Genomic DNA, 19,957 nt, shown 5'->3' with positions numbered 1-19,957 from the left:
TAAAATTCAATGTGGCGAATCTGTGACCAAACTGTGACCAAAACGTTTATTTTCACCTAAAAACATTTGCAAATAAATTGTCAGTTTTTGACTTTAATTGACATTAAATGAGGAAGCTGTGAGCTTAGAGGTAGTCTCGGTATTATGAGGTATCGCTAATCACGTGGTCACATTATTGTGAGACCAAAAAAACTATTAATTGATTTAATTAGTCTTTATTTCAGATTTTTATATTTCTCTAACTTTTTGTATTTCAATGATAATTTGGGTTGATGTAAATCTGTCAGCCAGAATATTTGCATAGAGCTCTTGTGACCAGGTTGTCTAACATGAAATATATAAAGGCTCTTGTTCTCTTTCTTCTAAATTAATCTCATGTAATCTTTTTGCGTATCCGTTCATTTGGACTCATTAACTCTAAAGTTCTGACTAATTAAAGAGTTCTCTGCCAATAGCGTTGGGTAGGGGTTGTCAATTTTAGTAATGGTGTCAGTATTTTGGAGGGCTAACCTCTCACTAGAGTATAGTCACTCAGGCTTTATCTATTTAAGTTAGGTATCCGCTCTTTCAAGCTTTTACTCTGGACGTTATAGGGTTGAACTTAGATTGATTCGAGGATGGTGCTTCTACTCAATTTCATAACTTAAAATCTGAAAAGCTGTCTCTTACAAAAAATCACTTGGTCATTTTTGCAATTTGAAACTATACTGTATAAATATACAGTATAGTGGTGTTAATCATGCGTGTGACGTATCTTGGTGTGTCCGAGTCAGCGATGTTTATCGCGGCCAATAGTGTGCGAATCCCTTTGTATGTGGATTCGGTATCGGCGGGTTTTCCTTCGCCTGCTCAAGACTTTGTTGAAAAGTCCTTAGACTTAAATGAGTTCTGTGTGGCTCATCCAAGCGCGACCTTTTATGTGCGCGCTCTGGGTGATTCTATGATTGGTGTGGGTATTTATTCAAATGATGTGTTGGTCGTAGATCGTTCGTTAACCGCGCGTCATGGGGATATTGTGATTGCCTGTATCCATGGAGAAATGACGGTGAAAATGCTGGAGCTAACTCCCAACGTACTGCTTCGTCCGAAGAATAAAGCCTACAAGGCTATTCATATTACTGAAGAGTCCGAGTTGGATATTTTCGGGGTGGTCACTGGTGTAGTTCGTAAGTACGAGCGCGGTGGATGAGAGCTGTTTTTGCTTTGGTCGATTGCAATAATTTCTACGCGAGTTGCGAGAAGTTATTCCGACCAGATTTAAAAAACACGCCTGTTGCAGTTTTGTCGAATAATGATGGCTGTATTGTCGCACGTTCCAAAGAAGTAAAAGCCCTAGGTATTAAGATGGGCGTGCCGTTATTTCAAATTCAGGACGAGATAAAGCAACATGGTATTGTGTGTTTTTCATCGAACTATGCGCTATACGCAGATTTATCTAATCGTGTTATGACGATTTTGGAAGAAGAAGCACCGCAACTAGAGGTATATTCTATCGATGAGGCTTTTATGGATTTAACCGGTGTTGATCATGTGATGGATCTGCTTGCGTTTGGTAAACGAGTAAAAGCTAAGGTCGATCAATGGACGGGCATTACGGTAGGTGTTGGCATCGCGCCAACGAAGACACTGGCAAAGTTAGCGAATCATGCCGCGAAGAAGTACCCCGCGACAGGTGGTGTGGTTGATTTGATGGCGCCAGATAGACAAAAACGTTTGATGGCCTTAGTTGATGTCGGTGATGTTTGGGGTGTTGGCCGTCGAACTACAGAAAAACTAAAGGCGAGGGGGGTTCATACTGCGCTTGACTTAGCGAATACAAGCCCGAAAGATATACGAAGTGAATTCTCAGTTGTACTTGAGCGAACAGTGCGTGAATTGAACGGTGTGTCGTGTTTGGACTTGGAACTAGTAACGCCAACCAAACAACAGATTATTTGCAGCAGATCATTTGGCTATAAAGTGACAGATAAGCAGCAATTACGAGAAGCTATCGCTAAATACACCACTCGTGCAGCTGAAAAGTTAAGAAGAGAAAAACGTCTTTGTCGTGTGGTGAGCGTATTTATTCGCACCAGTCCTTTTATTCCAAATGAACCACATTACTCACAAAGCCTTTCTGTAGAGCTTCCCAATCCAACTGATGACACCCGCGACTTATTAGAAGTTATTAACGTAATGTTCAATCGGATTTATAAAGCAGGATACCGTTACGCCAAGGCTGGCGTGATGCTGGCCGACTTCTATGAGTACGGCACTTTTCAAGAAGATTTATTTAGGCCTTCAGCTAATAAAGTTAACTCAAAAGCATTAATGGCAGTTGTGGATCAAATCAACCACAGTGGACTTGGAAACGTCTTTTTTGCATCTCAAGGTGTGTCACCGCAATGGTCAATGAAACGTGAACATCTCTCACCAGCGTACACGACTAGGTGGGAGGAAATTCCAAAGATTTTCTGATTCAAAGTGTAGAAAATAGAAATGAAGTATGAGTTAGAAGCATCAAACGGCAATTATTTATTGATAAATACTCAATGAGTGATAAATCTCCTAAATATCATTACATCAGGTCATTAATGAAAAAGTCTACAATAGCTTAAGGTGATAATGATGGCTTTAAGAGAAAAGACCCTAAAAAAACAGTGACGCTTCTTGTTTGAAGTGTCACTGTTTAAGGTTGATAATGTTCAATAGGTACACTTGTTTTGAGAATACTTATTGATGTTTTAGTCTCAAATACCTAGATTTTTATTCTCCCAAGCGTTGTATATTGTTTTATCTTTTAAAGAAATTATAAATTTCCCCATAACTCCGATATCATCTTTAGAGAACCTAATTTCAACGAGTGTCAAAAAGAAATCTAAGTCGCTCAATTCAGGTTGTACTCTGATGATTTTTTTTAGTTCAGCTAGTGAGTATTCATATGATTTTATCATTGCCATACAAAGCTTTCTTAGCTTGCCTGTATTTATATGAGATACCTGATTCTCTATCTTTAGCGTGATATTTTTTATGTCCTCTTTCGCTATTTCCTCTAATATATATGCTAATGGTTGCATATTCGGCTTTCTTATAACTGGTTCATACCAAGCTAGATAAAAGAAGTGACCTCGTTTATAGCGTTTTATTGCTACCTCAATGTCGACATAATCGTTTATATACTTTTCTAAACAAAGAAAGTGGTTACCTAAAAGTCTAACGTTTAACTGGTCAGTACCATCAATTTCCTGAAAGACGGCAACTCTTTCCATTGTAGTGTTATTGGATAGCACGTTTTTAACTTGAGTTAAAAAATAACACCCTTTGAAGCGTACAAAATTTTCAACAGCTTCGAGTTTAGGTTGGATTGCTGATTTTGGGTTAGTATGCTGCATATCGAATCTCCAGGTTATGATCAAGTAGTTTATCCATTGCACTGCCATCCATTCGGGTAAGATTTGGCACATATCGAGAGTAAACACGAAATAGCATCTCAGTATTTGAATGTCCCATCTGATGTGCTATCCATTCAGGGGATTCGCCAGCAGCAAGCCATAATGTTGCGGCTGTGTGTCTCGTTTGGTACGGACGCCTTTTCTCTAGTCTTAATTTAGCTAGGAGAGGATACCAAACACGCTTTGTTACATTGTTGTGGTTTAGTGCTTTGCCCTCGCGATTGCAAAAAACGAATTTTCCGAAACGAGCTGTGTGTGCTTTTTGTCTTAGAAATGCGTCGTAAACTGGCTGACTCATTTGAATGTCTCGAATGGAAGAATCTGTTTTCGTAATGTCTTCTTCACCACCGACGATTGTTTCTCTGACTTTGATAATTCTTTTGTTGAAGTCCACATATCGCCACTTTAATCCGTCTACTTCTCCAGTTCTCATGCCAGTAAAAAAGCGTATCAAGAAGTAATCTTTATAGTCATCACGAACGGACTCTAGTAGCCTATTTACTTCTTTAATAGTGAACGGCTGAACATCAGATTTGATTATTTTCAATGGTTTGATGCGAATATAGGGTGTGATAAAGTTAAATTCTTCAGCAGCATCCTCAAATATGCGCTTTAACGGATCCATGATCTTATTAATGCGATTATTAGTGATACTGGTTCTACCATTTCGTCCCGGTACTTTGGCGAGGACTGAACGAAATTTTAGAATGTCATTACGAGTGATGTTGTTGATCTCCATTTCACCGAAGTATGGCAAGAAGTGTTTATTGATCATGCTTTCAATATTTGCTATGTGGGACTTACGCCATGCTATTTTTTGGTACTCAAACCAAGAATGGATAAATTCTTTAAATGTTGGGACATAGACTTGGTTTTGACGCTCTGACCATTCTTCTGGCTGGTGAAGCTCTAATTCATTATCGCTAAAATTCTTAGCTAAACGGCTCTCTGGAAAATGTTTAACGTAGCGAAATGTACCTGCCATAATTTCTGCTTCAATCGTAGTGAGTAGCTTTTCCATTTTACGCTTATTAGCAATTGTTGCTTTGAAACTGGTTTGTTCACGACAACGTTTCCCCATATAACGGAAATCTAAATACAAGGTATTTGTTTCTTTTCGAACGCTGACACTGGCCATGGTTATACCTCCTCTGTGTTGTATGCTAGGGCGATGGTGTCTTCTGACTGTGCAAGCATATCTGTCTCAATGGTTTCCCAAATGAAGAGAATTTTGCGACGGTTAAAAGGTCGTACGTAGTGGCGTCCTTCAAATAGACAGGAGTCAACTAATTCGTTTCGTATGGTTCTTGAGTTATAATGAATTCTATCTGAAAGTTGTTCTGTGGTAAGGTATGTGCTCATATCATTATCCTTTTGGTATCTGTTAGGTTTATTTGTTAAATAAATTTAACAATATTTGAATACTAAAATACCGATTAATGTATGTCAATGTCTTTTTGTAAAATATATTTAACAAAAGAGTGGTGCTGGGTTTGCTTAGATTCAAGATTAAAGAGCTACTTTCAAAGAAGTCGTTTGATGAAAACAGAAGGATTACCATTGGAGAGGTAGCTGAAAAGACAGGTGTTAGTCGAGTCACGATATCTAAAATGGCTAATCAGAAGGGTTACAACACAGTGACTGATAACGTTAATAATCTATGCCAATACTTTTCATGTGAGGTTGATGACTTAGTGGAATTCATACCTGATGAATAATCATCTGATTGTTTAAAAAGCGAAGGAGCCGCAAATGAATATTTTGTACATCCACGGATTTGGTTCAAAGTTTAAGCCTCAATCGGATAAGGTAGAAAGTCTGTCGTCTCTTGGGTTTGTGCATGGAATAGACATTGACTACACCGATCGTAGGTCGGTTATTACTCAGCAATTAAGAGATGTTATCATCCAAAAGCACATTGAATTATTAGTCGGTACGTCAATGGGTGGGTATTTCTCCGCCGAAGTAGGTCTGATGGTTGGCCTTCCTTATGTCATGATCAACCCAGCGATGAACCCCAGAACTACTCTGAGTAAGTACATTGGCGATGGTGTTGATTACTATGGTAGGTCATACCACTTAGAAAAAACTACAGTGGAAGAATATGACCAAATGGCGTTGAAAAATCAGCATGGACTTCTTTTACTGGATAAGGGGGATGAGCTTATTGATTACAGAGAAACCGTGCGATTATTACCTGATACACAGACATTGATATTCGAGGGTGGATCGCACCGATTTGATCACATCAATGAGTCTTTAGTCGCCATTCAGCAGTACGCCAATATATAGTCTGTAGTGTTGGGTTTTGGAGAGCACTGAGATTATTAAGTCGCCAACGTCCTGACCAAAAGAACCTTAAAGGTATATAAATATCGATGTTGTAATGGTTATATAATAACGAAGTAACTAATTTTAGGAAAAAAGTACAGTAACAATCATAGCGATCTCTGATTACTCATGCTGTCCGACTTTCTGTCCGACTTTCTGTCTTGCTTTCAAGCGGCGATTATAGACGATGAAAAAATGATGTAAGCAAACACCTTGTACAGCTCAAAGAAGCAGATCGTAAAAAATTAAGCCCGTACCTTTTTGGTGGAGAACAATGAACACATTTTCCTATAAAAGCGACCTTAATGGCGGTTCACTCATGGTCCGTGAAAGTCGCATTGTTGCCGATTTGTTGTTAAAAAAGGCAACCGAAAATGAATGGAAGCAAAGAATTCAAGACAATAACGAATTACAGAAACGGACAACGTCTACGGCTAAACGATATTCGAAGGCAATACGTTCAAGGCTGGAGCGGTTAGAACCAGAATTTTGGCAGGCACTCAGAGATGGTGATGAGGAATTAGCAACTCAAGTCTGCTTTGTCTCCGTACTTGAGCGTAATTTACTGTTATTAGAATTCATGGAGCGCGTCGTTAAAGATGCGTATAACGCGCATTTGAATGCTCTTAAGCCATACCAGTGGCTAGATTTTTTGGACGAGTGTGGTAACAAAGATCCAAATATAATGAGTTGGAAAGCCTCTACTAAGCAAAAAATGGGGACTGTTGTTTTTCGTATCTTATCTGAAGCAGACTACCTTGAGTGCGCACGTTCAAAGAAATTACAGAATGTCCTGATTCGACCTGAACTCAAAGACATGCTTGAAAATACATTTAGAAAACGCTTATTGGCGAGTATGGATATTCGGTTATGAACGAAACATTACAACGACGGTTGAACAAAATACCTGACATTATATTGTCTGACGACTTTTTAAATAAGAAAGGGTTAGGTGGTGATTTGTGCTTTTGGATCTTTGATTATGCTCCTGAGTACGAACTTCAAGTGAGAGACTACTTAGCTTTTCTAGATGGTATGTTATCAAGTAAGCATAGCCAGCTTAAGGTGGTACACATCAATCTTTTGGAAGATATGATTGCTTACTTAAAAGACAGGGATCTATTAGAGCGAGCATTTGACCTGCAAAAAAAGAAAGGGGATGCTGCTTTACTTAAGGCGTTAAAGGGCCCATTACACATGGATAAATTCGTTCCTTTTCTGCTAGAGCATCACAATATCCAGAGCCAAGATCTTGTGCTCTTTTCAGGAGTCGGTTCTGTTTGGCCCTTGCTTAGAGCCCATAACTTACTGAACAGCTTACACGCTGATTTAGGACATGTTCCTCTCGTACTATTTTACCCTGGTCAGTACACCGGCAAAGATCTTACTCTTTTCAATCGAATTCAGTCGAATAACTATTACCGTGCGTTCAAATTACTGAGCGAATAAGGACATCACTATGACAGCTGTAAAAGATATTTTTTATAAAGACATTGAACGATCCATTAATGGTGTCGTAAAAGCCGATCAAAATGACAACAGTACCGTCTATGTAGAGCTAGACGAGTATGTTGTTACCAAAGAGCTAGATACGCATTTCAGAGATTTTTTTGAGGTATTTTCTACTTCTCTTAATGATAAATCCCTTGAAGACAAAATAGGTGTCTGGATATCTGGATTCTTTGGGTCGGGTAAGTCGCATTTTTTGAAAATACTTTCATATCTGTTAGCCAATGTTGAAACAACGTCACCAACAGGTGAAACAAAGCGCGCTGCTGATTTTTTTGATGAAAGCAAAATTCATGACGCCACGATCAGTGCAAACATTATAAAAGCGGCTCAAAATAGCTCTGATGTTATCTTGTTTAACATAGACAGCAAATCCGGTTCTCGTGATGATTCAAACCCTATTCTTGATGTATTTCTTCGTGTGTTTAATGAATTTGAAGGGTTTAGTAGTGACCATCCGCATATTGCACATCTAGAGCGCTACTTAAAAAACAAAGGTGTTTTGGGTGCATTTACACAAGCGTTTGCTGAACACAGTGGTTCCAATTGGGAAGACGAGCGAGATGCTTATCATTTTTTCCAAGAAGACATTCAAAAGTCATTGGCCACCGCCTTAAACATATCTGAGAGCGATGCCGAAAAGTGGTTTGAAGAATCCGAAGAAACATTTGATGTTAACGCCGAGCGCTTTTGCCAATGGGTAAAAGAGTATTTAGACAAACACCCAGACCCAAACAAGCGTATTTTGTTTTTAGTTGATGAGATTGGCCAGTTTATCGGTAAAAACACGGACAGAATGCTTAAGCTACAAACCCTTGCCGAAAACTTGGGAACTATCTGTAAAGGTCGTGCTTGGATTATTGTTACTGCCCAAGCGGATATGGACGTGACATTAGGTGAGTTATCGAGTGCTGAATCCGATACGTTTTCTAAAATTGCCGCACGTTTTAGTACTCGTCTTTCCTTGTCCGGTGCCAACGTTGACGAAGTTATAGAACAGCGTTTGCTGCGTAAAACCCCCGAAGCGGAAGCCGAGCTAAAAGCCATTTTTGCCAAAGACGGCAGTATTTTAAAGAATCAAATTATCTTTGATAGTACCGGACCAACGTTGCGATCGTTTGAAAGTGAAAGCGATTTTGCCCAGTGCTATCCGTATCCTCCTTATCAATTTCGGTTACTTCAAAACGTTTTTACTGAAATTCGAAAAGTCGGGGCGACGGGTGCGGCGTTATCCAACGCATCTCGTTCAATGCTTGACTCCTTTCAGGTCGCCGCTTTACAGCTTAAAGACTTGGAAGTGGGGGCATTGGTGCCCATGCATTATTTTTATCGATCAGTTGAGTCGTTTTTAGAGCCAGCGGTAAAGCAAGCCATTGATAACGCCGCTACAAACTCTATTTATGACAAGTTTGATATATGTCTGTTAAAAACGCTCTTTATGATTCGGTATGTCGACTTGGTGAAGGGCACGATAGACAACGTGATCACGCTGTCCTTAAGCACCATAGACGAAGATAAAGTCATTCTTCGTAAACAAGTAGAAGAAAGCCTTCAACGGTTGGAAAAACAATGCCTTATTACGCTCAATGGTAATGAGTATTTGTTCTTAACCAATGAAGAGCGTGATATCACACGAAAAATAAGAGCAACCGACATTTCAACGTCGGAAGAAACCAAAGCGCTTACAGACCTTATTTACAAAGAGCTATTGGTCGATAAAAACAAATTTCGTTACCCAATAAACAAACAAGATTATGGCATCGGTCGTTTTTTAGATGGTCATACGCTTGATGGTCGCTACGAAGCAGATTTAAAAATTGAAGTGTTGTCACCGTTAGATCCAGATTATAGTTTGTATACTGAAGCCGCCTGTATCAATCGTAGTGCGGATGGAACGGGTTCTATTATTGTTAAGCTTCCTGACGATCGTGCCTTTTTCACTGAAATTGGCACTTGGCTCAGAACCAATAAATTCATTCGCTTAAATAACGACAGTAGCCAACAAGATGCGACTCGAATTTTAGCCGAGCGAGGGCGCGAGAACCAAGACCGTAGAACACGTCTTAAAGTGAACATAGAAGACTTAATACTTAGGGCAGAGGTCTATTGCCTTGGTCAGCATCTTGCTGTTAGTAAAGGCAGCGTGGCGACACGGTTAGACGAGAGCTTCCTATATCTATTAGAAAACACCTTTAACAAATTATCTTACTTGAAAGTGTTGCAGACAGACCCCCTAAGAGAATTAAATGCCGTACTGACGGTAGATGATATCGCTCAAATGGGCTTGTCATTAGATGGCGCGGAGGGCAATCCTCAAGCCGTCACTGAAATGCAGCAATACATTAACTTAAAAGCCAGCGGCAATGATCGAATTCTGGTGTCCGATATAGTTGAGCGATTCAGTAAACGCCCATTTGGTTGGTCGGACAACGAAATCCTGCTTATTCTGGCTCGTTTAGCTGCGTCTAATCACATTACCTTTCAGTTAAGTGGTGGCACACTCGCCAACAAAGACGCATTTGAGCCTCTTTCTAATTCACGTAAACGCCGTGAATTAACCATTATCAAGAAACGTCAGACAGATGAAAACGTTTTAAAACAGGCCAGAAATTTAACCAAGGACCTGTTTTCATCCATGGGGCCAGCGGGTGAAAAAGAGCTTTTTGAATTTTACACTCAAGAGATCAACGAATGGGTACAACACCTAAGCAGCTACCAAAGCAAAACCGACCTTGGTGGCTTTCCAGGCCGTAAAACCATTGAACAATCGTTAATGACGCTGCAAAGACTGCTTGATCACGACGACAGTTTCGACTTTTTCAAGCAGATTGTTACCAACAAAAATGACTATCTTGATTTGGAAGAAGACTACCGTGATGTCCACGAGTTCTTCTCGAATCAATTAACCATCTGGCAGCAACTCAAGACAGCGATAAGCCACTTCGATAGAAATAAACAAATTCTTGATAAAGACGGCAAAGCCGCTGCCGCTCTGTCAGAACTAAAGCGCATTCGAGACAGTGACGCACCTTATAATCTGCTTAGTAAAGTGACAGGGTTAATTGATACCGTCAGAAAAGTGAACGATGCCGAAGTAGAAGCAAAGCGTACTCATGCACTGGAGCGTATTGATCACAAAATAATGCAACTCCAGCAAGAGCTAAAACACTCTGGTATTGAGACGCCAGATCTCAGTAATCGGTTATTGCGTCCCTTGCAACAAGTAAAAGATGACTTACAGACTCAAAGCAGCATTCCTCAAATTTTCATGCTGCAAACACAAACGGCCGATGAGCATTTAGACGACGGTCTTGAGCTGCTTCATAATGAAATCATCAAAGAACAACAAAGACGGCTCGCGTCAGAGCAAGCGCTAGCATTAAGCGAACAATCTAAAGTAGAGCAATCTAAAATAGAACAAGCAGCGGCAGCCTCTTCGTCAGTGCAAGGCATCAATGAAAAGCCAGCGGTACTGAATCGACAAGAGCCGACGTCGGCACCGGCTATGGCGGCCCCAGCGCCCTTAGTGAAACCTAAAAAGGTCACTGAAGTCTCTATTACACAAGTCTATGACGCTGTTCTTAGTAGCGCCTATATTGAAACACCAGAGCAGGCCGAACAATTTATTAACGAACTTAAAAAACAGCTGGATGTAGCTATTAGAGAAGGTGCAAGGGTTCGTATTAAATAAACGGCAGGTACTTAGGAAGTTATAAAAAGGAGTTTAGGAATGGATGTAATCAATATAGAGCAACAAGCCCTTAAATATCTCCGAGAAATGACAGGAGCCCAATCAGCAATGTTTCACGATGGACAACTAGAAGCCATCGTGGAATTAGTAGTGAATAATAGGCAGATGCTTGTTGTTCGAAAGACTGGTTGGGGTAAGTCCGCAGTGTATTTTATAGCCACTAAAATAATGCGTGATCAAGGAAAAGGTTCTAGCATCATTATTTCCCCACTCATTGCATTAATGCGAAACCAAATTGAAAGCGCCTCTCGATTGGGCTTGCAAGTCGCCACAGTGAACTCATCACTAAATCAGTATGAGCGCGAAGCGAATGAGCGAAAGATAACTACTGGTCAAGCGGATGCTATTATTATTGCACCTGAGCAGTTAGCCAATGACGACTTTGTGCAAAACACGTTAAGTAAAGTGCTTTCGAGAATCTCATTATTTGTTGTGGATGAAGCTCATTGTATTTCAGACTGGGGACATGACTTTAGGCCGGACTATCGTCGAATTGTTCGTATCTTAAATGCGATGCCCAAAAACCTGCCAGTTTTAGCTACAACCGCAACGGCAAACAATAGAGTTGTGAGCGATATTCAGAGTCAGCTTGGTGACAGCATTATAATTAGCCGAGGTGGCTTAACACGTGAGGCCTTGCGATTACAAAACGTGGCGCTTATGCCTAAGCCTCAGCGTCTAGTTTGGTTGTTGGAAGCAGTAAGAAAAATTCACGGTACGGGCATCATTTATTGTAAAACCATCAGAGATTGTGAGCTTGTGGCTGACTGGCTTCAAAAGCATTCTATTAACGCCCACGCTTATTCAGGCGACAGTCATGTCACCGACAGAATTTATTATGAAAAAGCATTGATCAAAAATGAACTAAAAGCGCTTGTATCGACATCTGCGCTTGGGATGGGGTTTGATAAGCCCGATCTTAGTTTTGTCATACACTTTCAAGCACCTGGCAATGTTGTGGAGTATTATCAACAAGTTGGTCGAGCTGGACGTGGTATCGACAATGCTTATGGCATTATGATGCAAGGCGAAGAAGATGAACGCATTCAAAGCTTTTTCATTGAGAGGGCGTTTCCAACACAAGAAGAGATTGATGATTTACTGGATGCTATAGCCGTTCATGAAGGGCTAAAAGTGTCTGAAATAGAGCGATATACTAATTTATCATCTGGAAATATTGCAAAAGTTTTAAAGTTTTTGTCGACAGAAGAACCTTCACCGATTTTCAAAGATCAATCCACCTATTATAGAACAGCGATTGACTATCGGTTACCTGAAGAGAGAATAGCAAGACTCAATGCAATCAAAACGGGTGAATGGGAGCAGCTGCAAAATTATTCCAATCATACTGGATGTCTAATGCAGTTCTTAGCTCAAGCTTTAGATGATCCTCTCGCCAAAGATTGTGGAAAATGTGCTAATTGCGACCCGTCTTCTGTTTTAAGGATTGATGTAATCAACGAGGATGTTGAAAATGCGCTAGAGTTTCTAAAATATCGATACGTAAAAATAAAGCCTCGTAAGACATTTGCTAAATCTGGAGCGCTTGCTCAGGGAGCCTTTCCTATTTATAAGTTACCTTATAAAAATCCTAATTGGATTCACGAAGAAGGTTTAGCACTATCACGATGGAAAGATGGTGTATGGGGTGACTTAGTCGCCGATGGAAAGAAAAAGGATCATTTTAGCGATGAATTAATCGCTCCTATGGTCCAAATGATCAAAAGTATGCCTACAGATGAGCAGCCTCGTTGGCTGACCTATGTACCTTCACCAAGACATCCAAATTTAGTGAGAAATTTTGCCTATAAAATAGCCGCGGCATTAGATATTTATTGTTCAGATGCCGTCACTATAGCGAATACAAAGCCACCTCAAAAAACGATGGAAAACAGTTTTAGAAGAAGCGAAAATTTAGATGGTGCTTTTACTGTTAATCCTTCCATCGTTTATAGCGACCCTGTACTTTTACTAGATGACGCTGTTGATTCTGGCTGGACATTCACTGTTGTCTCAGCATTACTAAGAAAAACACAGTCAGGTAAGGTATATCCAATCGCGCTCACCTCAACCAGTAATCAAGGTTAATTATGAATACGTTTACAGACCATAATCCGAACGAGGGAAAGGTATTACAAGCAATACTCTTGCTTTGCAGTTACTTCAACTCTAATGAGGTAAAGAATGTTAAGCCATTATCACCTACAGAGTACTCACGTTTAGCATTATGGTTACATCGTAATAAGTACACCCCAGCTGATTTTTTGACCAAAAAAGAAGAAATATTAAGTGAATGGGTTGATCCAAGATCAGACTTTAAAAATCCAATTTCAGCTGAGCGTTTAAACGATTTACTAGGAAGAGCGGCAAGTATGGGGTTTGCGTTAGAAAAGTGGCAGCAACAAAATGTGCATATCATCAGCCGAGCAAGCCGCCAGTACCCTAAAGTAATCAAAGATCAGTTTGAAGATACGCGGCCGCCTATTTTGTATTGCATTGGCAATAAAGAGCTACTAAACAACAAAGGTGTGGGCTTTGTCGGATCAAGAAAAATCGATAAAGATGACGAAGAAGCGACAAAGGGCTATGTAAGTGATGCCGTATCCCAAGGCTATATGATTGTATCTGGTGCAGCAAAAGGTGTTGATGAAACAGCAATGATTACTGCATTAGAAAATGGCGGCACTGCAATAGGCATAGTCGCGGAATCCTTGTTAAAAATAGCAACGAATAAACACTACCGGCAGGCGATACAAGAAGGGCGCCTACTGCTTATATCAACGACTTACCCTGAAGCGCGTTTTTCAGCTGGGCTTGCTATGGGGAGAAATAAATATATCTATGTTCTGTCTGAAGGCGTCATCGTGATTAAGTCAGGCACTGATGGTGGAACTTGGACTGGTGCTAATGAGAACTTAAAAAAACAGTGGGTTCCTCTGCTCGTAAGAGACATTGACGAAGAAGGCAATCAACAGTTGATTCAAAAAGGTGGCATCGCGATCTCACCCAACGATATAAATGTTGAAGAGATCATTCATAACTCATTACTGAAAACTCCAACGATTTCAGAGTCGGACTCAAAACAAGCAGAGCCGATGATTCAAGATATGTTTACTACGGACTTATTCTCAAGCTCTGAAGAGTCTGAGTCTCAACAGAAGCCAGAGACGCGTAAAGAAGTGGCTTTACCGCTAGTAGAGCAAGCTGTGAAAAAAGAAGCGCAAAAAGAAGCGGTTAAGCCAGCACCACAACAGCAGCAGCCTATCGAGAAAGACAGTGAATCTCATATCGAACAAGTTCAACTGACCGAAGAAACAACAGTACAGACGGCCGAATTAGGACTCTTCCTAGATGCCTTTTATCAGCAGCTTTTAGCATCACCATCAGATACTACTTTCACACCAAAAATGTTGGCGACAGCGCATCCAGAATTAACAGAAAGCATCATCAAACAATGGCTGAATACCTTAGATGAGCAAGGACTAGTAAAGCGACAGGGCAGAAAACTTGCCTACAAACGAATAAAGAAAGACAGCCAAATTTAATCAGGTAGATGACATGAACACAGCAAACTTAAAAGCATACGCCCCCAAAGCTCGCCGCGATTTTATTGCCGCCATCACCAAGCAATCGCAAAAGTACGGCGTTACTAAAGACACTATTCATCCTGTACAGATCAACGGTAATGTCTGTGTAGTGAATGGCAAACCGTTTCCTGCCAACATGGCCCCCAGAATTCAGCGTTTAGCCGAGCGGGTAGAGCGTTTAGGTTTTGAACAAACCATAGAGCAAGTCGCGTACTCTTGGTTTAACCGCCTAATCGCCATTCGTTACATGGAACTGCACGATTACCTAGGCCATGGCCGCCGTGTATTGTCGCACCCAGAACATCCTACCGGCTTTCAGATATTAGAAGAATGTACCGACCTGTCTTACGGTAACGACGGCGATGCAGGGCAGTTGCCCCACCTAAGCCATGAAAAAGTGGTAGAGCTAAAACTCGACGGCACCAAAGACGAAGAACTGTACCGCGAATTATTACTCGCTCAGTGCCACGCACTGCACAATGCCATGCCGTTTTTGTTTGAACGTGTAGACGACGAAACCGAACTGCTACTGCCTGAAAACCTCACCAAAACCGACTCGTTAATTCATGACTTAATCACCGATCTCGCCGAAAGCGATTGGGAAAGCATTGAAGTAGTGGGCTGGCTGTACCAGTTTTATATCTCCGAGAAAAAAGACCAAGTCATCGGCAAAGTCGTCAAAACCGAAGACATACCCGCCGCAACCCAGTTGTTTACCCCCAACTGGATTGTAAAATACATGGTGCAAAACTCCCTTGGCGCACAATGGTTAGCCACCTACCCAGATTCGCCATTAAAAGCGCAAATGGAATACTACATCGAGCCTGCCGAGCAAACCGATGCCGTAAACGCCCAGCTCAAAGAAATCACACCCACCGAGTTAAACCCAGAAGCACTGACCTTAATTGACCCCGCTAGCGGTTCGGGCCATATTTTGGTAGAAGCCTACGATTTATTTAAAGCCATCTACTTAGAGCGCGGTTACCGCCAGCGTGATATTGCCCAATTGATATTAGAGAAAAATCTATTTGGTTTAGACATCGACCAACGTGCCGCCCAACTAACAGGCTTTGCCCTAATGATGAAAGGCCGAGAAGACGACCGCCGATTATTTGAGCGTGGTGTAAAGCTGAATGTGATGGCAATGGTCGATAGCACCAGCTTAGATGTTGATACTTTAGTACATGGCATTGAGTTGTCACAATACGGTTTGAATGAAAAAGACCTGATAGCGCTAAAAGACTTATTCGAACACGCCACAACGTTTGGCTCGTTAATTCAAATGCCGCAAACATTGGCAGAAAAACTACCGGCACTAAAACTGCTAAGTGAAACAAACAGCCAAGATATGTTTGTCAAGGAGATATTGGAACATTTATCTCCATTAGTGCAGCAAACTAAAATACTGGCTGAGCAATATGATGCGGTGGTAGCCAACCCTCCGTATATTGGTGCAGGTTACCTTAATGATTTAATAAAAGTTTTTTCCGGCCATAGCTATCCGGAAACAAAAGCTGATATTTTCTCAATGTTCATGCATCGGTGTATGTTATTTGGTAGATCATATTCATTGGTCTCATTAATGACACCATTTACATGGCTTTCAATAAAATCGTTCGAAGGAATCAGAAATCTTATTTGTGAAAGTAAGGATGTTGTGTCATTGGTACAGCCTGAATATCATGCCTTTTTTGAGTCTGCCTATGTTCCTATCTGTACATTTGTACTTCGCAATTCTAGTACCAATATCCCAGGCATTTTTGTGGACTTATCTCCTTTTTATGGTGCCAATATTCAATCTGAAAAATTTTTGGAAGTGATAAAAGATAGAAATCATCCACAGAGATACGAAAAAGAAACTAGCGTCTTTAGATATTTACCAGGAAAAGCAATTTTATTCGGTCTAAGTAGAGATGCTATTAGTCTACTTTCGAATAGTAAAAGAATTGGTGAGTTAGCCAATATTTCTGAGGGAATTAAAACAGGGGATAACCAAAGATTCTTGAGGTTTTGGCCTGAAATTTCAGCTGAGAAAAACTCTTTCTTTTCTATAAAGGCTAAAAAATGGAGGCCTCACCATAAAGGCGGAGAATATCGCCGTTGGTATGGTAATTTGGAGCATGTAATTAATTGGGAAAATGACGGTGAAGAAATAAAAGAGAGTTCAAGCTCAGGTTTGCAGGGCCGCACCAATTACTTTTCAGAAGGAGTAACTTGGTCAAAGCTTTCAAGTAGCTATTTTGGAGTGCGGCTGTTGCCAAATGGTGTGCTTTTCGATTCAGGTAGTCCCGCTGTGTTCCCTGAAAATCAAGAGCTGACACTCCCTATTCTTGGTTTCTTGTCTTCAAACGTTGTGTCATTTTTAGTGAAGAAACTCAACCCAACTCTAAATTTCCAAGTAGGTAATATTTCTACTTTACCGTTCCCTTTAGATTCAAGTCATCATCAAATAGCATGGATTACAGAAATTGTTCGAAACTGCGTTAAATTGTCGAAAGAATACTGGGATTCCTTTGAAACTTCATGGGAGTTCAGGGGGTCACCGCTTCTTTCAGGAGAGAAGCGGTATGCCTTAATTAAGGATACGTTGATCGATAGGCAGCGTGATGGTGAAAAGACCGTTGAGTTAATGCGCACTCTCGAAGAAAAAAATAATTCTGCTTTTATAGAATTATTAGGTATGCAAGGTGAGCTTGATCACAAAGTCACCAATTCTCAAATTACCATTGGTCGTGTTGACAGCGAAAAAGATTGTAAGCATCTGGTCTCCTACGCCATCGGCTGCATGATGGGGCGTTACAGCTTAGATGCACCGGGTTTAATTTACGCCAACAGCGGCAACGAAGGCTTTGATGCTAGCCAATACACCACCTTCCCCGCAGACGACGATGGCATTATCCCCCTCACCGATGCCGAATGGTTTGCCGACGACGCCGCCAACCGAGTAGAAGAATTTGTTTCAGTGGCTTGGCCTGCCAGTTCAGAAACAGGCAATCACTTAGAGGAAAACCTCGACTTCTTAGCCGCCAACTTATCGCCTAAAAAATCTGAAAACAGCCGCGATACCATCCGCCGCTACCTCTGCGATAAATTCTACAAAGACCACATGCAAACTTACAAAAAACGCCCAATCTATTGGTTGTTTAGCAGTGGTAAACAAAAAGCCTTCCAGTGTTTAGTGTATTTACACCGCTACAACGAAAGCACCCTAGCGCGTATGCGAACCGAATACGTCATACCACTCACCGCCAAACTCAGCGCCCACATCAACAAACTAGACGACGATAAACTCGCCAGCGGCTCGGCAGCGGAAATTAAAAAGCTGGAAAAAGAAATCAAACGCCTGCAAAAACAACAAACCGAACTCACAGAATTTGACGAAAAACTCAAACACTTCGCCGACATGCGTATCTCGTTAGACCTAGACGACGGCGTAAAAGTGAACTACGGCAAGTTTGGTGATTTATTGGCTGACGTAAAAGACATTCATGGGAAGAAAGTGTAATGCGCGAAAATATAGATACCTTCAGTAATAAATTAAAAGATGTAATGCTAAACGGCGGATCTATAAACGATGTGGGTGATTTATGGAATAGAGAAAACTTTAGTAACTTGAAAACAGCCACTAATGATAACTTAATCAAGGGTGATGATAATTTTTTAAATAAAATTTCAGCTCAGCTTCAAGAAGCTCAAAACACGATTCCTAATTTAACAGATGAGCAACACCAAAAACTGCTGCCTTTAATGGCTGATCTTCTGAGTTTATATTATGTGTTTCCATCAAATATTTCAGAGGAAACAAAAAAATCGGCATTAGAGACCTTGGTTACTGCTGATAACAATCTAGCAAGATCGTTAAACCTGACGCTTGATCATTTTCCAGTAAGTATCAATGCGTTTAAGGATTGTGGGATTGGTAGTGGCGGCATGGGGTTTAATACAAACAAACAGAAAGAAATCTTCTTTTTGATTTCTGTCTTCTGTGATTGGTTCTCTAAGTCGGAAGAAGATAGAAAAGAACTTCTTTGTCCTGAAGGGTTGGTGAAAATTCAGAATTTTATTGATGGTGTGGAGCCAAACCGAACACCTCAGTGTCGTCATGTGCTATTGCACCTGTTTTATTCCTCATACTACGAGCCAATAATAAGTGCTGCACAGAAGTGGAAAATTTGTCAGGTATTTAACGATTTTATCGAGCCTGAGTTGCTAGAAGCTGAAAATACGCCTATTCAAGCTGAGAACAATCTTGATCAAAAAATTCGAGTTATTAGTCTCAAGCTTGCCACTATCCGAAATAATATACCCACCGATTTTTATAGCGATGAATTGCGGCCTTTTTGGGACTCTACATCGGAAGGTTTATTTCCTGATTTAGATACTGAATTATTAGAATACAAAAAACAGATCGTCTTATACGGGCCGCCTGGTACCAGTAAAACCTATACGGCAAAGCTTTTAGCAGGAGAGGCTATACGCTATCGCTTGGCGAAAGACTTAGGCGCATCTGTTTTGAATCAAGATGGTCAGATTAAGCTTAAAAAATCACTGGGTGAAAATATACATAGGCTTCAGTTACATCCAGCGTATAGCTATGAGGACTTTATTCGCGGTTTACAGATTAAGGGTGGCGATACTGTTTATGCCAATGGTTATCTATTGAGGCTGTTGGAAAAGATGAAGCAGGCACCTGATTTACCTCATGTATTGATCTTAGATGAGATTAATCGTGTGGATCTTAGTCGCTTATTTGGTGAATGTTTTAGTGCCCTAGAAAATAGAGGTGAGTCAATCGAGCTATTGGGGTCAGATGATGAGCAAGAAGTCAGCCTAAATATACCTGATAATTTGTACATCATCGGAACAATGAACTTAATTGATCACTCTGTTGAACAATTAGATTTTGCGTTACGCAGGCGTTTTCTATGGGTAGAAGCGACTTATAACAGTGTTGCGTTAGCAACTATCTGTAAAGAGCGTTGGCAAGCGATTAAATGGCCGAATACTAGCTTTGCTTGGGAACGAGTTGAAGATGATTTTAATAAATTAGTGAGTGCTGCTGATAATTTAAATAGAGCCATCAGTAATGAAAGTGAGCTAGGGCGTGATTTTGTGTTAGGTCATGTGTTCTTTTTAGATGCCGTTAAATTTTTAGAGCAGTTTTTACAGCCACGATCCAATGGCACTTCTAGTTATTTGTTTACGAAAACAGGACAATGGAGAGATCCAATAGAAAAGCTATGGCGCTTATCGTTACATCCTTTATTACGTGAGTATTTATCGGGTTTAGATAGCGAAGCCCAGAGTGACATTATGACGAAACTAAGTGAGTCTTTTAAACCTTAATC

The 19,957-nt window shown here is 40.6% G+C and carries 14 protein-coding genes; 11 read left to right on the top strand and 3 right to left on the bottom strand.

The annotated features are described in order from the left end of the window. Window positions 1-739 precede the first annotated feature (739 nt). Together umuD and umuC are read left to right on the top strand one after the other, a co-directional pair. Window positions 740-1,189: a translesion error-prone DNA polymerase V autoproteolytic subunit gene (gene umuD / locus MUS1_RS14080; RefSeq protein ID WP_036163566.1), complete on the top strand. Its 450-nt coding sequence runs from the start codon at window positions 740-742 to the stop codon at window positions 1,187-1,189. After that, window positions 1,186-2,457 carry a translesion error-prone DNA polymerase V subunit UmuC gene (gene umuC / locus MUS1_RS14075; protein WP_036163564.1) on the top strand — a complete coding sequence of 424 codons (1,272 nt, stop codon included), beginning with the start codon at window positions 1,186-1,188 and terminating at the stop codon, window positions 2,455-2,457. The genes umuD and umuC overlap by 4 nt, the downstream gene beginning before the upstream one ends. Window positions 2,458-2,729: 272 nt before the next feature. Here umuC and MUS1_RS14070 read toward each other — a convergent pair whose 3' ends face one another. From MUS1_RS14070 to MUS1_RS14060, 3 genes are read right to left on the bottom strand one after another with little or no spacing between them, the layout of a single operon-like run. Continuing rightward, window positions 2,730-3,371 (bottom strand): hypothetical protein, encoded by a 642-nt coding sequence (locus tag MUS1_RS14070; protein WP_036163562.1) that lies wholly within the window; start codon window positions 3,369-3,371, stop codon window positions 2,730-2,732. Continuing rightward, window positions 3,358-4,569: a site-specific integrase gene (locus tag MUS1_RS14065; RefSeq protein ID WP_036163560.1), complete on the bottom strand. Its 1,212-nt coding sequence runs from the start codon at window positions 4,567-4,569 to the stop codon at window positions 3,358-3,360. The genes MUS1_RS14070 and MUS1_RS14065 overlap by 14 nt, the downstream gene beginning before the upstream one ends. A 2-nt stretch (window positions 4,570-4,571) precedes the next feature. Beyond that, on the bottom strand, window positions 4,572-4,793 hold the full coding sequence (locus MUS1_RS14060) for a hypothetical protein (protein WP_036163558.1): 222 nt from the start codon (window positions 4,791-4,793) through the stop codon (window positions 4,572-4,574). A 119-nt stretch (window positions 4,794-4,912) separates the two neighbouring features. On the opposite strand from MUS1_RS14060, the gene MUS1_RS14055 reads away from it, so the two are divergent. The 9 genes from MUS1_RS14055 to MUS1_RS14015 all read left to right on the top strand — a co-directional run bounded on the left by MUS1_RS14055 (window position 4,913) and on the right by MUS1_RS14015 (window position 19,955). Beyond that, window positions 4,913-5,149 (top strand): helix-turn-helix domain-containing protein, encoded by a 237-nt coding sequence (locus MUS1_RS14055; RefSeq protein WP_342665498.1) that lies wholly within the window; start codon window positions 4,913-4,915, stop codon window positions 5,147-5,149. A 43-nt stretch (window positions 5,150-5,192) separates the two neighbouring features. Continuing rightward, complete coding sequence (locus MUS1_RS14050; RefSeq protein ID WP_169731116.1) at window positions 5,193-5,723, top strand: YqiA/YcfP family alpha/beta fold hydrolase; 531 nt, start codon at window positions 5,193-5,195, stop codon at window positions 5,721-5,723. Between the two features lie 313 nt (window positions 5,724-6,036). Continuing rightward, window positions 6,037-6,636 (top strand): DUF1819 family protein, encoded by a 600-nt coding sequence (locus MUS1_RS14045; RefSeq protein WP_036163556.1) that lies wholly within the window; start codon window positions 6,037-6,039, stop codon window positions 6,634-6,636. Then, the gene (locus MUS1_RS14040; protein ID WP_036163555.1) at window positions 6,633-7,211 is read left to right on the top strand and encodes a DUF1788 domain-containing protein; all 579 of its coding nucleotides are present in this window, start codon (window positions 6,633-6,635) and stop codon (window positions 7,209-7,211) included. The genes MUS1_RS14045 and MUS1_RS14040 overlap by 4 nt, the downstream gene beginning before the upstream one ends. A 10-nt stretch (window positions 7,212-7,221) precedes the next feature. Beyond that, the gene (gene brxC, locus MUS1_RS14035) at window positions 7,222-10,962 is read left to right on the top strand and encodes a BREX system P-loop protein BrxC (RefSeq protein WP_036163554.1); all 3,741 of its coding nucleotides are present in this window, start codon (window positions 7,222-7,224) and stop codon (window positions 10,960-10,962) included. Window positions 10,963-11,001: 39 nt separating this feature from the next. Then, a complete protein-coding gene (locus MUS1_RS14030) occupies window positions 11,002-13,110 on the top strand; it encodes a RecQ family ATP-dependent DNA helicase (RefSeq protein WP_245595820.1) in 2,109 nt (702 codons plus the stop codon). Between the two features lie 2 nt (window positions 13,111-13,112). Further along, complete coding sequence (locus MUS1_RS14025) at window positions 13,113-14,567, top strand: DNA-processing protein DprA (RefSeq protein WP_051436345.1); 1,455 nt, start codon at window positions 13,113-13,115, stop codon at window positions 14,565-14,567. 13 nt (window positions 14,568-14,580) lie between these two features. After that, window positions 14,581-18,114 (top strand): BREX-1 system adenine-specific DNA-methyltransferase PglX, encoded by a 3,534-nt coding sequence (gene pglX / locus MUS1_RS14020; protein ID WP_036163553.1) that lies wholly within the window; start codon window positions 14,581-14,583, stop codon window positions 18,112-18,114. Next, window positions 18,114-19,955 carry an McrB family protein gene (locus MUS1_RS14015; protein WP_036163552.1) on the top strand — a complete coding sequence of 614 codons (1,842 nt, stop codon included), beginning with the start codon at window positions 18,114-18,116 and terminating at the stop codon, window positions 19,953-19,955. Before pglX ends, MUS1_RS14015 begins: the two co-directional genes overlap by 1 nt. Window positions 19,956-19,957 lie beyond the last annotated feature (2 nt).

This window comes from Marinomonas ushuaiensis DSM 15871 (genome assembly GCF_000521805.1).
Taxonomy (GTDB): domain Bacteria; phylum Pseudomonadota; class Gammaproteobacteria; order Pseudomonadales; family Marinomonadaceae; genus Marinomonas; species Marinomonas ushuaiensis.
This window is presented reverse-complemented; position numbering and strand designations above follow the sequence as displayed.